Origin of the sequence: Weeksella virosa DSM 16922 (assembly GCF_000189415.1) — a bacterium.
Lineage (GTDB): Bacteria > Bacteroidota > Bacteroidia > Flavobacteriales > Weeksellaceae > Weeksella > Weeksella virosa.
In genome coordinates this window covers 2,044,114-2,060,014 of the sequence record NC_015144.1, presented here as the reverse complement: position 1 = coordinate 2,060,014, position 15,901 = coordinate 2,044,114, and the positions used below count along the sequence as shown (strand labels likewise).

Below are 15,901 nucleotides of genomic sequence, written 5' to 3'. Positions count from 1 at the left end.
AGTGCAAATATATGAACTCTAAAATGAATTAAACAAATAATTTTATAAGATTTTTACAGTTCTTTTTTTAAGCTATTGAAAGTGTGGGCAATAAATATAAATTTTTTCTGCCCTAGTGTTCCTTCGGATCGTGAAATGTATCAAAAATAATGTGTTGCTTGAGGTTTTGTTTATTTTCACTCCCAAAGCTATTAATATTAAGCTCTACTACCTATTGCATTTTACTGTACTTCATTAAATATTCTCTACTCGTTATCCATAGAGGATTTTTTATCTGTTTTTTAATTTTTATTTAATATAAAGTACTTTGACTTTTTAATAAACTAGTGTATTCTAGTATTTTTTTTTAAATTACACATTGTATCATTATATCAATAACACTTCTACACACCTATTATTTTATTCTAATTTTTTATTTTATTTTTTATCCTTGTGTTAAAGGTTTTATATAATCATGTATATTCCTCTATTTTATTAATGTACTTAAAAATATTTATATTAATCAAAACAAATATCCACACATTGACAATATTATGTTAAATCAAATCACTTACAAAAAACATTATTTTTCTCTGACTTATTAGGAATAGAAAAAACCTACGAAGGAATCGAAATACTTGACAAAGGCATGTCGGAAGTTGTATATTTGTAAAAATTTTTGGTTATGAAAATGAAAACGTCTGATTTCGACTTTAAACTTCCGGATGAGTTATTAGCAGAACGCCCGTCTGAACACCGTGATGAGGCACGGCTAATGGTCATTCATCGAGATACAGGAAAAATTGAGCATAGATTATTTAAGGATTTAATTGAATATTTTGACGAAGGCGATGTTATGATTCGTAACAACACCAAAGTATTTCCTGCACGTCTAATGGGAAACAAAGAAAAAACTGGTGCAAAAATTGAAGTTTTTTTATTGCGTGAGTTAGATCCTGAAACTCGTTTATGGGATGTATTAGTAGATCCTGCAAGAAAGATCCGTATCGGTAATAAGTTATTTTTTGACGAAGATGATACACTAGTTGCAGAAGTAGTAGACAATACAACTTCTCGAGGAAGAACTTTGCGTTTTCTTTTTGATGGTTCTTATGAAGAGTTTAGAATCAAACTAAAAGAAATTGGCGATACTCCTCTACCAAAATATATAAAACGCGATGCTGATGAAGAAGATGCTGAGCGCTACCAAACCATTTATGCAAAAGAAGAAGGGGCAGTAGCTGCACCCACAGCAGGCTTGCATTTTTCTAAACACCTACTAAAACGTTTAGAAATCAAAGGAGTAGATTTTGCAGAAGTAACTTTACATATTGGTTTAGGGACTTTTATGCCGGTAGAGGTTGAAGATTTATCGAAACATAAAATGGAGTCAGAGCAAGTGATTATTCCGCAAGAATCTGCCGATTTAGTAAATAAAGCTATCGATGCAAAGAAAAGAGTTTGTGCTATCGGGACTACATCTATGAGATCTATAGAAAGTTCTGTTTCTGCCGACGGACACCTCAATGCATTTAATGGCTGGACAAATAAATTTATTTATCCTCCGTACGATTTTAGTATTGCTAATTGTATGGTAACCAATTTCCATACGCCAAAATCGACTTTATTAATGATGATTTCAGCTTTTGCTGGACACGAATTAATCATGAAAGCCTATGACGAAGCAATAAAAGAAGGTTATAAGTTTTATTCGTACGGTGATGCCATGTTAATTTTATAAGCAAATTAGTGAATCCTACCAAAAAAGATATCCGAAAATTATCTCAACAGGATTTGGAAGTCTATTTCCAATCGATTGGAGAAAAAGCCTTTCGTGGTAAACAAGTATACGAATGGTTATGGAAAAAGAATGCACATGACTTTAATGACATGACAAATCTTTCTAAAAACCTACGTGAAAATCTAGACGCAGCTTTTCGTATTCAACCGGTGGAAGTAGACTTTCTACAAAAGAGTAACGACGGAACCATTAAAAATGCCGTAAAATTACACGACGGCAATGTAGTAGAATCTGTGCTAATTCCTACCGAAACCCGTACCACTGCTTGTATTTCTTCTCAAGTTGGTTGTAGCTTAGACTGTACATTTTGTGCTACAGCCCAACTAAAGAGAATGCGTAATCTTACCGCAGCAGAAATTGTTGACCAAGTGGTAATTATCGATCGCGAAAGTAGAGAATATTTCGATCGACCACTGAGCAATATAGTTTTTATGGGAATGGGCGAACCTTTACTCAATTATACCGAAGTTGTAGAAGCGATTAAGAAGATTACTTTACCCGAAGGGCTGGGAATGTCTCCAAGACGAATTACTCTTTCCACCTCGGGAATACCGAAAATGATAGAAAAATTAGCCGATGAAGATTTAAAGATCGGATTAGCAGTTTCTTTACATTCGGCACGAGAAGAAATACGAAACAAAATCATGCCTTTTTCGGTGAAATTTCCCCTTACCGATCTATTGAAAAGTTTACAATATTGGTATGACACAACAAAGAGTAAAATTACTTTCGAATACATTGTTTGGAAAGATATCAATGATAAAAAAGAAGACATTGACGCCTTAGTCCGTTTTTGCAAACGCGTACCATCAAAAGTAAACATAATCGAGTACAATACGATAGACGATGGCCCCTATCAGCAAGCAAGCCCACAAGTACTAAATGCGTATATTGATGCCTTGGAAAAAAACGGAATAATTGTTAATGTACGACGAAGTCGAGGAAAAGATATCGATGCCGCCTGTGGTCAATTAGCCAATAAAACAACTAAATAAGGAAAAACAGAGATGAAGAAAATTTGCTTCTTCCTTTTAGCCCAGATAAGTATTTTTACTTGGGCTCAAAAAGTAGATACCTTATCGCTTGCGACTGAAAAAATCAGAAGTATTAATTTACCCGATACGCTGAGAGAAATCTCTGCATTAGAGTTTGACGATCGCTCTACCGAAACACAGCCTCTTTTTTGGGGTTTGAATGACAGCCAGAATAAAAATGAAATCTATTTGTTCGACGGGAATAATGGTAAAATAGTACAAACTTTGATTCTTGAAGGTGCTGATAATTTCGATTGGGAAGAAATTACCCAAGACGAAAACTTTCTATATATCGGTGATTTTGGGAATAATTTAGGGTCGAGACAAAATTTGTCTATTTTTATGATAGAAAAAAAAGATATCGACCCGAAAAAAGAAATTCAGAAAATAAGCTACACTACCCTATCATTTTATTATCCAGAACAAACGTCTTACCAAATAAAAAATAGAGCGAATAATTTCGATTTAGAAGCTTTTTTTGCATACAATGGGAAGTTACATCTTTTCACCAAAGAATGGGAAAGTTTGCAAACCACCCATTACACCATAGATCCTAAAATCACCACAAAACAAGCTGCAAAGAAAATAGAGACCTTTCCTATCAATTACCTGGTAACAGCAGCTTTTATTAGTGAACATCAAGAAACTGCCGGGGTATATTTGCTCGGTTACACCAAAGAAGGAATAGCATTTCTCAATTGGTTTACTATTCCAGAGAATTCAGAAAAATTCTTTTCTGCAGATAGAATAATTAGCCTACCTTTGGGCTTTGTTGTCGATTGGGGACAATTAGAAGGCGTTTCGGTAAATCCACAACGCAAAGAAATCTGTGTTAGTGGAGAAGAAATAAATTACAAGGGGCTGAGTGCTAAACAACAGATGCATTGTTTCCCGGCAGAAATAGTGATAAAATAAATAGTTTTGAGTAAAAAAAGCGATTTAATCAAGGCACCGATTGCCAACGAAATGAAACTCTTCGAGGATAAATTCTTCGAGTCGATGAAAAGTAACGTTTCATTATTAGACCGAATTACCTATTATATCGTACGTCGAAAAGGGAAGCAAATGCGACCTATGTTTGTTTTTCTTATAGCGAAAATGCTAGGTGAAGTGAACGAAAAAACCTATCGTGCTGCATCATTTATCGAGCTAATACACACCGCAACTTTAGTACACGATGACGTTGTTGACGACAGCCATATGCGTCGCGGTTTCTTTTCTCTCAATGCACTATGGAAAAACAAAATTGCAGTTTTGGTTGGGGATTACTTCCTATCGAAAACTCTAATTATTTCTACACAAAACAAAGATTTTGACCTTCTAGAAACCGTTTCTGTTGCAATAAAAGAAATATCCGAGGGCGAACTATTACAAATAGAAAAAGCACGAAAACTCGATATTACCGAAGAAGTTTATTTCGAGATAATTCGGATGAAAACTGCAACATTGATTGCTGCTTGTTGTAAAGCTGGTGCACTTTCGGTAAGCTCGGACAATATGGTCGCAGAACGTTTGCATAAATTTGGAGAATTAGTAGGCATTGCTTTTCAGATAAAAGATGATCTATTTGATTATACACAGTCGAACTTAATAGGTAAACCCGTCGGGATTGATATCAAGGAGCAAAAAATGACACTTCCTCTGATTTACACCTTGAATACAACCACAAAAGAAAACAAAAAATGGTTGATTCAGTCGGTAAAAAAACATAACAACAACAAGAAACGTGTGCGAGAAGTAATCGAATTTGTAAAACAAAATGGCGGAATAGAATACACCAAGAAAATGATGTACCAATATGCAAATGAAGCAATTGCTATTCTACACGAATTTCCCCAAAACGAATGTCGGGATGCCTTAGAGTTGATGGTACAGTATGTGATGGAAAGAGAATACTAAATCAATAAAACTCTACTTTTCTCAACTTTTTATTAAATATATAGAAGGATAATCAGCTTAAATTTCTTTCTTATCGAAATAAAAAAAAAATTATTACTAGCTAAGCTTTTTTTAATTCTACAACTGTAATCTCTGGTAAAATTCCTATCCTACCTGGGAAAAAATGATAACCAAAACCTCGATTTACATAAATAAATCTTTTTTGATGCTCATATAAACCTGCCCATTGTTTGTAAATATATTGAGAAGGCGACCATTTCACTCCTAAATTAGGCACCTCTATACCCATTTGCATCCCGTGAGTGTGCCCCGAAAAAGTTAACTGAAAATTGAGTGGATGCTCTTTGATTTTCATATCCCAATGAGATGGATCGTGGGTGAGAAAAATTTTAAAATCCGCAGGATGAACTCCTTTTGTAGCTTTGGGTATATCAGCCTTTTGTATAAATCTACTCCCCCAATTTTCTACACCGATTAACTGAATTTTATCTTTTTCTTTTGCTATTGTTACATGTTCATTAAGTAGCAATTGAAAACCAATTTTTCTGTATGCTTCTTGAATATCCTTTACGTTTTGTTGCTTAGCTTCCTCAGAGTTCCAACGTGTATATTCTCCATAATCATGATTTCCCATAACTGCAAAATTACCATACGGAGCCCGATTTATTTTTTTCAAAACATCTATCCATGGTACAGTTTCTTCTGCAAAATTATTCACCAAGTCTCCTGTATATACTATTAAATCTGCCCGTTGTTCATTGATCATTTTCACGGCAGCTTCTATTTTTTCCATATCTCTTGCAAGTATACTTCCAGTATGAATGTCTGAAATTTGTAAAATCCTAAAACCATCAAAACTCTCGGGAAGATCATCAAAAATTAAACGATGAAAATGTTTTTTGAAGTTAAATTTCCCTATCGTTACTCCATGAATTACTGCCCAAAAAGGAATAGCGGCCAAAGCCAAAGCCGACTGTGCAATGAATGTTTTACGTGCGGGTAAATAAGGAGTTGTGTTTTTTGGTTGTAAAAAGCGTCTTAGCACTCGACCCGAAAAACTCAAAACATCGTTACCAAAAATCAAAATAAAAATCAAGAATTTTGGTATATACATCAACACAAATAGGCCGACCATTAATTGAAAGCCGAAAGTTTGACCATCATCTATTTTTAGGGTAATCAACTCGTATACTATTACCGACCATGCTATTATAGTTGTTAGCCAATATGCAAATCTTACTTTTTTATTGGTAAAAGCTAAACTAAAAGCTCGATAGGTGTAAAATTCTATTAGTGCAGCAATAAAAAGGAAAGGAATAAGTCTTTGTAACAAATTTATAATTCTTGGTCGTCAAAATTATAAAAAAAATTCCGAAAACTTGTATTCCTGTTGTTGTTAACAATATTTTATCAATCTCTAGAAAATAAAAATGTCAAGAAACTCCCTACCTTTGCCTCATAAAACAATCCCCAAAAAATGGACTCGAGATTACCTGTCACTGTTTTGTCTGGTTTTCTAGGAAGCGGCAAAACCACCTTGCTTAATAACATTCTCCACAACCAAGAAGGCCTGAAGATTGCACTTATCGTAAACGATATGGGCGAAATAAATATAGATGCTAAAATGATTTCACAAAACTCTTCTCTATTACAGACCGAAGATAAATTGATAGAATTATCAAACGGATGTGTTTGTTGCGAGTTACAAGAAGACCTCATTGTGGCGATTGATAAATTGGTAAAAGAAAAAAGATATGATTATTTGATAATTGAATCTTCTGGCATTTCTGATCCGGCTCCGATTGCACAATCGCTCGATTATGCTAGCCCAGATGGGAGTATAAACCTCAATGCGCAAGTTCGCTTAGATACATTGGTCACTGTTGTAGATGCTTTTAATTTTTTCAGAAATTTTGGTACAGATGATGTTGTTTTTGATCGAGGATTAACGGATAACCAAGATGATCAACGTCCGATTGTTAACCTATTATTGGATCAGATAGAGTTTGCTAATGTTATCGTTCTTAATAAAATGGACTTGGTTTCGGAAATGGAATTGCTAAGAATCGAAGGTTTAATCAAAAAATTAAATCCAACCGCAACCATCCTACCTGCAACATTTAGTAGAATAGATGTTCAATCTATCCTTAATACAAAACGATTCAATTTCGAAGAAGTACAAAACATGGACGCTTGGGTAAAAGCACTCGAAGAGCAGGAAACTCAATTACCCCACACACACGAGCACGAATGTATGGACATTCATTGTAATCATCCATCCCATCTAGAAAAAAAATATCAAATACATTCGTTTGTTTATCGATCACAAATTCCGTTTCATGCAGAACGGTTCTTAACGTTTCTTAATGATAACTATCCTTCTAGTATTTATAGAAGCAAAGGTTTATTTTGGCTTGCCAATCGACCAGACGATGCAATTTTTCTTAGTCAAGCCGGCAGAAGTATACGGATCGACGCAGCAGGAACGTGGTGGAGTGCTATACCAGAAGAAGAGCGAGTGCAATATGCCGCTTATCAAGAAAATAGAAAAATGATTCAAGAGAAATGGTCACCTGAATGGGGCGATCGGATTATAGAATTAGTTTTTATTGGTTTTGATATGGATCAGAAGGCTATTGAAGATAGTTTAAAAGCTTGCCAATTAACCGTAGAAGAAATTGATGAATGGAAAAGAAAAAATTTTTAAATCTTGTTTTTCCCACCTCCTAACATAAAAATCATTAACAAACAACAATGTGCAATGCTAAACCCATTAGCACGAAATAGAAATAACTAGGTATATACAAAAATGAATTGGATCATATTGATTATAGCAGGATTATGCGAAGTAGGTTTTACTTTTAGTTTAGGAAAAGCAAAAGAAGCGACAAGCAAAGCCAATGAATATTTATGGTATTCAGCGTTTTGCATATTTTTGCTTATCAGCATGACGTTATTGGTTAAAGCAACCCAACAACTGCCTTTAGGCACTGCATATGCAGTATGGACGGGGATTGGTGCTGTTGGTACCGTTTTGGTTGGAATATTTTTTTTCAAGGAGCCTACTAATTTCTGGAGAATTTTTTTCATTTTCACCCTTATTGCCTCAATCGTCGGGTTGAAATATGTTTCAAGTAATTAACATTTATCCAGCACAAAAACATACTAATGTATTTTCTAGAAAGCACTTAAATATTTATCATCCTTTCACATAAAAAAATAAATACAATTCTACTCAAGTGCCGAATTTTCTATAAAGAAAAATCTATTTCGAGATAGTTTATACATATTTATTGAATTATTTCATTTTTATTGAATTATTTCATTTCGATAGTAGTATTAATAAAGAGCGTTTAGTAAACTAAACGCTCTTTATTATACCATAATGCAAACGAATCGATTGCTATTTTTCCTAACACTTTAATCAAGAAAAAAAATATCCCGATACTAAACCGCTACTTGGAAATCTCTTAAAGCATTGTTTAGAGATGTTTTAAGATCGGTTGATGATTTTCTTTGACCAATAATCAGCGCACAAGGAACTTGATATTCTCCTGCAGCGAACTTCTTGGTATAAGACCCCGGGATTACAACTGATCGTTCTGGCACATAACCTTTTATTTCTTTCGGTTCATCTCCTGTAACGTCTATAATTTTTGTAGAAGCTGTCAACACTACATTGGCTCCTAAAACAGCTTCTTTTCCTACTCGCACACCTTCTACAACGATACAGCGAGACCCGATAAATGCACCATCTTCTATGATAACAGGTGCTGCTTGTAACGGCTCTAGAACACCACCAATACCAACACCACCCGATAAATGAACATTTTTACCAATTTGCGCACAAGACCCTACAGTAGCCCATGTATCGACCATAGTTCCCTCGTCTACATATGCACCAATGTTAACGTAAGAAGGCATTAGTATTACACCAGAAGAAATATATGCGCCATGTCTTGCTACAGCATTTGGGACAACACGAATACCTTTTGAAGCATAGTCTTTTTTTAGAGGAATTTTGTCGTGATATTCGAAAATACCTACCTCCTGTGTTTCCATCGTTTGTATTGGGAAATACATTACCACTGCTTTTTTCACCCATTCGTTCACCAACCATGCGTCATTTGCTGGCTCGGCAACACGAAGTGTACCTTGATCTAGAAGTTCGACAACTTGGCGGATAGCATCTTGGTATTCTTTTTTTTGTAACAAATCCTTGTTTTCCCAAGCCTGTTCTATAAGTATTTGCAGATTTTCCATGTTATTTTTTTATTTATTATAAACTTTCATACAAATATAAGCTGTTTCTTAGGTATTCTACTTCTGATGAAATAACTTTGTGTTTTTATACAAGATTATGGGAAGAATAATGGCGTTGGATTTTGGTGAAAAAAGAACCGGAATTGCTGTGACAGATGAATTGCAAATTATTGCTACACCAGTAGATACATTAGAAACAAAAGAATTATTCAATTTTTTTGAGACCTATTTTGCGAAAGAAAAAGTATCGGAATTGGTGATTGGTTTACCTATGAAATTTTCGGGTGAAATGAATCCTATCGAAAACGAAATACAGAAATTCATTCTAAAGTTCAAACAATCATACCCTCAAATACCCATTTACCGCGAAAACGAAATGTTTACGAGTAAAATGGCCTTACAAACGCAAATCAGTGGTGGGATGAAAAAGAAAGACCGCCAATCAAAAGGTTCACTGGATAAAATTAGTGCAACAATTATTCTTCAATCATTTTTATCAAAAAAATAAGATTGTATCTTTGCCCAAATTTCATAGATCAACAACATGGTTTTACCTATTATCGCCTATGGCGACCCAATATTACGTAAAAAGACAGCGCTAATCGAGCAAGATTATCCTCATTTAACAGAATTAATCGAGAATATGTTCGATACGATGTACGATTCGAATGGTGTGGGATTAGCAGCGCCTCAGATTGGGAAGAGTATACGTATGTTTGTGGTGGATTGTCGGCCGTTTGCTGAAGATGAAGACAATGATGAAGAAAAAGAAACCTTAGAAAATTTTAAAAAAATTTTCATAAATCCAAAAAAAATCGAAACCTTTGGTGACGATTGGAAATTTACAGAAGGTTGTCTAAGTATTCCCAACATCCACGAAGATGTCACTCGACCAGATGGCATTACGCTTACTTACCTGGATGAGAATTTTGTAGAACATACCGAAAGTTTTACAGGTTTACCGGCAAGAGTTATTCAGCATGAATATGATCATTTGGATGGAAAGTTATTTATTGATTATCTTTCGAGTTTCAAAAAAAAATTAATTAGTAACAAATTAAAAAACATATCAAAAGGGAACATTTCTGTACATTATAAAATGAAATTCCCTTCATAGAGCCCTAAAACATAACATAATATGGATTTATCAAGAGTTATAGCTATTTCAGGAAAACCAGGTTTATACAAATTAATTTCTCAAACCCGTAGTGGTTTCGTTGTAGAAGATTTAGAAAAAGGAAAGAAAATGAACATTGCAGCCAACTACAATGTTAGTTTATTGGATAATGTTGCAATATATGGTGTTTCACAAGAACATCCTTTAGCAGAAGTTTTCTTCAGAATCTACAAAAAAGAAAACGGAGGACAAGCGATTAATCACAAAGAATCTGGAGCCAAATTACGCGCCTATATGGAAGAAGTTTTACCAGAATATGATGCAGAACGCGTATATGATTCTGATTTGAAAAAACTTTTCCAATGGTATAATTTATTACAATCGAAAGGTTTATTAAACATCGATGTAGAAGCTGTAGAGAAAGCAATAGCCGAGCATAAAGCACAAGCAGAAGCTGCAGAAAAAGGCGAAACTCCTCAAGTAGAAGAGACCAAAGAAAAACAGAAAGAGGAAGAAAAAAAAGCTGATAAGAAAACTGCTGCAAAAAAAAATACAACAGCAAAAAAAGCTTCTGAGGCAAAAAAAGAAGACAAAGCAGAAAAAAAACCTGCAGCCAAAAAAACAACTAAAAAAGACAAAGAGTAAGCAAGCATGAAAACACAGCGCAAAAAGCAACTAGAAGCTTTCGGTCACCTATTAGATGTAATGGATGAATTGCGCGAAAAATGTCCTTGGGATCGTAAACAAACCATGGAAAGTTTACGTACATTGACAATAGAAGAAGTGTACGAATTATCTGATGCGATCCTCTCACAAGACTTACAAGAAATAAAAAAAGAACTAGGTGATGTTATGCTTCACCTAGTTTTTTATGCTAAAATTGCATCTGAAACCAATGATTTTGATATTACAGATGTACTTCAACAACTTACCAAAAAATTGATATTCCGACACCCACACATTTACGGAAACTTAAAAGTCGAAACGCAAGAAGAAGTAATCGAAAATTGGGAAAAACTAAAACTGAAAGAAGGCAATACATCTGTACTTTCTGGCATTCCTGCCTCTTTGCCAGCCCTGATAAAAGCTAATCGGATACAAGAAAAAGTAAAAGGAATTGGCTTCGAATTCGAAAATGCACAACAAGTTTGGGACAAAATAAAAGAAGAAATAAATGAATATGAAGCCGAACAAAATCCCCAATTAAAGGAAGAAGAATTTGGTGATTTATTATTTTCGATGATAAATTATGCTCGTTTTGTTGGGATTAATCCAGATGAAGCGCTAAGCAAAACAAATCAAAAGTTTATTCTACGATTCCAGAAGCTCGAAGAATTAGCAGAGCAAAATAACCTAGTTCTAGGTGAAATAGATCTTTCGACACTTGATACTCTTTGGAACGAAGCAAAAAAACTATTGGTGTAATTTATACACCATCCACACTAGTTTTTTATCATAAAGCGATAGAAACCAATTATTTACGTAAAAACATAGACAACTCCTATACACAACAAAGATAAATATTATAGAATTTATCATAATCTGTCAACATAAACTTCCTATATTTGTAAACTCTTTAGCACAAGCAATTTGTTTGTCTAATTAGCAGGAAGTTTGTTTAAGTAAAAGTAAACAGTTTTCTCATTTTTTTGTGGTTTTGATGAAAAGGTGACTTTATAAGTCGCCTTTTTATTTTTTATAAAACTTCGTAATTTTGTACCATGCAATTCGAAATTAAATCGACTTTTGAGCCAACAGGAGACCAACCTCAAGCCATAAAAAAATTAGCCCAAGGTGTTCTCGATGGTGACAAATATCAAACACTTTTAGGAGTTACCGGATCTGGGAAAACATTTACCATTGCCAATGTAGTTACAGAAATTCAACGACCAACCTTGGTGCTTGCCCACAACAAGACATTGGCGGCACAATTGTATATGGAGTTCAAAGAATTTTTTCCCGACAATGCTATAGAATATTTTGTTTCTTACTACGATTATTATCAGCCAGAGGCCTATTTACCCTCTTCGGGTACCTACATAGAAAAAGACTTATCGATCAACGAAGAGATAGAAAAATTACGTCTTAGCACAACTTCTTCTCTATTATCTGGTCGACGCGACATTTTGGTAGTTGCTTCTGTCTCTTGTTTGTATGGAATCGGGAATCCAACCGAATTTCATAAAAACGTGATATCTATAGAACAAGGACAAATCATATCCAGAACACATTTGTTGCACAAACTGGTACAATCGTTGTACTCAAGAACCGAAGGAGCATTTCTGCGTGGAAATTTTCGAATAAAAGGAGATACTATAGATATTTACCCAGCGTATGCAGATGATGGTATTCGCCTAAGTTATTTTGGTGATGAAGTAGAAGAGATTTCTATTTTTGATATTGAAACAGGCAAAACAATTACCAAACTAGAAAAAATAAATATATATCCTGCCAATTTATTTGTAACGTCGAAGGAAACCCTAAACGATGCAATACACAACATTCAGTTGGATCTAGGAAAACAAGTCGATTATTTTATAGAAATTGGCAAAACATTAGAAGCTAAACGCCTGAAAGAAAGAACTGAGTTTGATTTAGAAATGATAAAAGAACTAGGTTACTGTTCGGGTATTGAAAATTATTCTCGTTATTTAGACGGTCGTGAACCTGGCACTCGCCCATTCTGTTTACTCGATTATTTCCCAGATGATTATCTAATGGTAATTGATGAGTCGCATGTAACCGTTTCTCAAGTTCATGCGATGTATGGTGGTGACCGATCGAGAAAAGAAAATTTGGTAGAATACGGCTTTCGTCTTCCGGCAGCTATGGACAATAGACCCTTAAAGTTTGAAGAGTTTGAATCGTTACAAAACCAAGTAATTTACGTTTCTGCAACTCCGGCAAAATATGAGTTGGAAAAATCAGAAGGCGTTGTAGTAGAGCAAGTTATTCGCCCTACTGGATTGTTGGATCCCATTATAGAAGTACGCCCATCACAAAACCAGATGGATGATTTGATGGAAGAAATCCAGAAAAGAGTTGATCTAGATGAACGTGTTTTAGTCACAACATTAACCAAAAGAATGGCAGAAGAGTTGACTAAATTTTTAGTAAAATATGGTATACGAACCAATTATATCCATTCTGATATAGATACCTTAGAGCGGGTGAAAATTATGGCTGATCTACGCGCAGGACTTTTTGATGTTTTAGTTGGTGTAAACCTTCTAAGAGAAGGTCTCGACTTACCAGAAGTTTCTTTAGTTGCAATTTTAGATGCTGATAAAGAAGGTTTTTTGCGTAGCAATCGTTCACTTACCCAAACAGTTGGTCGTGCTGCAAGAAACGTCAATGGTTTAGCAATAATGTATGCAGACAAAATCACAGATAGTATGCAACAAACTATCGACGAAACAAATAGAAGGCGAGAAATCCAACATCAATACAATATCGAACACGGAAAAACTCCTCAGCCATTACACAAAAAAATTATATCCCTTAATAAACAAGCAGAAAGTTTCGAACTTAACCCTTATGAACAAAAACATTTAATAGCCGAAGCTGCTGAAAATACAGAACTATACACATCGGAAGAGAAACAACAACAGATAGAAAAATTAACAAAAGCTATGGAAAAAGCTGCTAAAAACTTAGATTTTATACAAGCAGCTTCGTTACGAGATCAAATAAATGCTTTAAAAATGTAAAAAAAATCACATCGGCATGAAATTTGATAAAATAATCTACTTGATAAATGAAGAAGATTTTTGTATATATCAGCGCTATTTCCCTTTTGAATATAGGATGTACCACTCTGAATGAATTTTCGTTCGAGAATTTTTTGAATCCATCGAATAAAAATATAACGTCAGAATTTGCACACATTAATAAGAATGCAGGTGTTCTGTATAAGCGTATAGAAACTCCTAATGGGTATGTTCGTGTGATAGATGAACACGAGTTTTCTAATTTTCTTAGAAATCTAACCATCAAACCCCATGGCACAAATGTGAAAAACTTCGACGGGAGTATTAAAGAAAACACTAACCTATATTCGGCTGTTCTCAACCTTCCTATTTCTAATAAAAACAAACAAGTTTACAGCAATGCTGTTTTTCGTTTGAGAAATGAATACTTTTATCAAACCAAAAAATACAATCGAATACGCTTTGATCGAGAAGAAAAATCAATTCCTAACTTCATCTCTTATAGTAATACTAAAGATTACTCTGTTTTTTTATCTTATCTAGATTATGCGTATGATAATTTATCTCCCTCTTCTCTATCCAACTACACCTCTTCGGTAGCGTTAAAAGATATACATATAGGAGATATTTTCTATCAAAACAGCGGCACAAAAAGCCATGCTGTAATGGTACTCGATATGGCAGAAAACATGAAGGGTGAACGTGTTGTACTATTGGCACAGAGTTATTATCCTTCGCAAGAAATACATATAATTAACAATACCGAAAATCCAGATATTTCTCCTTGGTTCGAAATAAAAAAAGGAGTAATTCTTACACCTGAATGGCGTTTTATGAGTACAGATCTGGTTCGTTTTGATGAAAATCGTTAAATCCGACGAATTATCCTTATATTTTTATAAATTTGCAAAAACACAAAAAATAAGACAATGCAAAAAGTATATTTGGACAATGCAGCCACTACGAAATTAGACCCAGCTGTTATAGAGGAAATGGTTCATGCCATGAAAAATGTTTACGGAAACCCATCTTCAACCCACATTTTTGGTAGAGAAGCAAAAGCATTACTCGAATTGTCGCGAAAGAAAATTGCTTCTTTTGTCAATGTAAGTCCAGCCGAAATATACTTTACTTCTTCGGGAACAGAATCCAATAATACCGTAATCCGTTCTTGTGTAAAAGATTTGGGTGTCGAGAGAATTATTACAACTTCTATCGAGCATAAGTGCGTGCAAGAAACCATAAAAGAATTAGAATCTACCCTAAAAGTAGAAGTTATACGACTTAATCTAGATGAAAAAGGTCGTATAGATTACAATCAGTTTTCGGAGTTAATTACAGATCAATCTAAAAAAACCTTGGTCTCGTTGATGCATGCTAATAATGAAATAGGGAATCTTCTAAATATTGAGCTTATCAGCAAATTATGCCAAGAAAACAATGCTCTTTTTCATACAGACACCGTCCAGACCGTTGGTCACTATCCATTAGATTTCGAAGCTTTAGGAATAGACTTTGCATCGTGTTCAGCACATAAAATTCATGGTCCAAAAGGTAGTGGATTTTTATATGCCAAAAAGTCTACGCATATAAAACCTCTAATCACCGGTGGCGGACAAGAGAGAAATATGCGTTCGGGAACCGAAAATGTATATGGTATAGTAGGTTTGGCAAAAGCGCTGGAATTGTGCGTAGAAAACATGGATCAATATCAAAAAAAGATCAAAGATCTGAAAGCATATGCAATGGACGAACTGAAAAAAGAAATTCCTACTATCGAGTTCAATGGTTTGAGTGATGATTTGGATGAAAGTCTTTATACTGTTTTGAGTCTTAAGTTGCCTTTTCAAGATTCGTTAATCGGTTTCGAGCTTGAGTTGGCTGGGATCGCTGTTTCTCAAGGGAGTGCGTGTAGTTCCGGTGCAGCAACAGCTTCGAGCGTAATGTCTGCAATTTACAGTGAAGATGAATTACAAAATTTCACGCCACTTCGGGTTTCATTTAGCCATTTCAATACCAAAGATGACATTGATATTTTAGTGAAAAAATTAAAATCTATTGCCGAAAAACATCTCAATGTAGAAGCTTAAAAATATAA

At 34.5% G+C, this 15,901-nt stretch carries 15 protein-coding genes; 13 read left to right on the top strand and 2 right to left on the bottom strand.

Annotation, left to right across the window (positions count from 1 at the left end; genetic code table 11):
* Positions 1-670: 670 nt before the first annotated feature.
* The 4 genes from queA to WEEVI_RS09870 are packed head-to-tail and all read left to right on the top strand — an operon-like array spanning position 671 to position 4,713.
* Positions 671-1,720 (top strand): tRNA preQ1(34) S-adenosylmethionine ribosyltransferase-isomerase QueA, encoded by a 1,050-nt coding sequence (gene queA, locus WEEVI_RS09885; RefSeq protein ID WP_041942357.1) that lies wholly within the window; start codon positions 671-673, stop codon positions 1,718-1,720.
* Positions 1,721-1,728: 8 nt separating this feature from the next.
* The gene (gene rlmN / locus WEEVI_RS09880) at positions 1,729-2,775 is read left to right on the top strand and encodes a dual-specificity RNA methyltransferase RlmN (RefSeq protein WP_013598998.1); all 1,047 of its coding nucleotides are present in this window, start codon (positions 1,729-1,731) and stop codon (positions 2,773-2,775) included.
* 12 nt (positions 2,776-2,787) lie between these two features.
* A complete protein-coding gene (locus tag WEEVI_RS09875; protein ID WP_013598997.1) occupies positions 2,788-3,729 on the top strand; it encodes a hypothetical protein in 942 nt (313 codons plus the stop codon).
* Positions 3,730-3,780: 51 nt separating this feature from the next.
* Entirely contained in the window at positions 3,781-4,713 is a 933-nt protein-coding gene (locus WEEVI_RS09870; protein ID WP_052295797.1) for a polyprenyl synthetase family protein, read from the top strand.
* A 100-nt stretch (positions 4,714-4,813) separates the two neighbouring features.
* Here WEEVI_RS09870 and WEEVI_RS09865 read toward each other — a convergent pair whose 3' ends face one another.
* Positions 4,814-6,046: a metallophosphoesterase gene (locus WEEVI_RS09865; protein ID WP_013598995.1), complete on the bottom strand. Its 1,233-nt coding sequence runs from the start codon at positions 6,044-6,046 to the stop codon at positions 4,814-4,816.
* Positions 6,047-6,190: 144 nt separating this feature from the next.
* On the opposite strand from WEEVI_RS09865, the gene WEEVI_RS09860 reads away from it, so the two are divergent.
* Both WEEVI_RS09860 and WEEVI_RS09855 read left to right on the top strand, forming a co-directional pair.
* On the top strand, positions 6,191-7,420 hold the full coding sequence (locus WEEVI_RS09860; protein ID WP_013598994.1) for a GTP-binding protein: 1,230 nt from the start codon (positions 6,191-6,193) through the stop codon (positions 7,418-7,420).
* A gap of 102 nt (positions 7,421-7,522) precedes the next feature.
* A complete protein-coding gene (locus tag WEEVI_RS09855; RefSeq protein WP_013598993.1) occupies positions 7,523-7,855 on the top strand; it encodes a DMT family transporter in 333 nt (110 codons plus the stop codon).
* Positions 7,856-8,160: 305 nt separating this feature from the next.
* On the opposite strand, the gene WEEVI_RS09850 is transcribed toward WEEVI_RS09855, so the two are convergent.
* Positions 8,161-8,976 carry a 2,3,4,5-tetrahydropyridine-2,6-dicarboxylate N-succinyltransferase gene (locus WEEVI_RS09850; RefSeq protein WP_013598992.1) on the bottom strand — a complete coding sequence of 272 codons (816 nt, stop codon included), beginning with the start codon at positions 8,974-8,976 and terminating at the stop codon, positions 8,161-8,163.
* Between the two features lie 97 nt (positions 8,977-9,073).
* On the opposite strand from WEEVI_RS09850, the gene ruvX reads away from it, so the two are divergent.
* The 7 genes from ruvX to WEEVI_RS09815 all read left to right on the top strand — a co-directional run bounded on the left by ruvX (position 9,074) and on the right by WEEVI_RS09815 (position 15,893).
* On the top strand, positions 9,074-9,484 hold the full coding sequence (gene ruvX, locus WEEVI_RS09845; RefSeq protein WP_041942163.1) for a Holliday junction resolvase RuvX: 411 nt from the start codon (positions 9,074-9,076) through the stop codon (positions 9,482-9,484).
* A 36-nt stretch (positions 9,485-9,520) separates the two neighbouring features.
* Positions 9,521-10,093 carry a peptide deformylase gene (gene def / locus WEEVI_RS09840; RefSeq protein WP_013598990.1) on the top strand — a complete coding sequence of 191 codons (573 nt, stop codon included), beginning with the start codon at positions 9,521-9,523 and terminating at the stop codon, positions 10,091-10,093.
* 21 nt (positions 10,094-10,114) lie between these two features.
* Positions 10,115-10,738, top strand: a complete 624-nt coding sequence (locus tag WEEVI_RS09835) for a DUF5606 family protein (protein ID WP_013598989.1) — start codon at positions 10,115-10,117, stop codon at positions 10,736-10,738.
* Positions 10,739-10,744: 6 nt separating this feature from the next.
* Entirely contained in the window at positions 10,745-11,518 is a 774-nt protein-coding gene (mazG, locus tag WEEVI_RS09830; protein WP_013598988.1) for a nucleoside triphosphate pyrophosphohydrolase, read from the top strand.
* A 296-nt stretch (positions 11,519-11,814) separates the two neighbouring features.
* Positions 11,815-13,803, top strand: a complete 1,989-nt coding sequence (gene uvrB / locus WEEVI_RS09825) for an excinuclease ABC subunit UvrB (RefSeq protein ID WP_013598987.1) — start codon at positions 11,815-11,817, stop codon at positions 13,801-13,803.
* Positions 13,804-13,850: 47 nt separating this feature from the next.
* Positions 13,851-14,675 carry a DUF4846 domain-containing protein gene (locus WEEVI_RS09820; RefSeq protein WP_013598986.1) on the top strand — a complete coding sequence of 275 codons (825 nt, stop codon included), beginning with the start codon at positions 13,851-13,853 and terminating at the stop codon, positions 14,673-14,675.
* A gap of 57 nt (positions 14,676-14,732) precedes the next feature.
* Positions 14,733-15,893, top strand: a complete 1,161-nt coding sequence (locus tag WEEVI_RS09815) for a cysteine desulfurase family protein (protein ID WP_013598985.1) — start codon at positions 14,733-14,735, stop codon at positions 15,891-15,893.
* Positions 15,894-15,901: the final 8 nt, after the last annotated feature.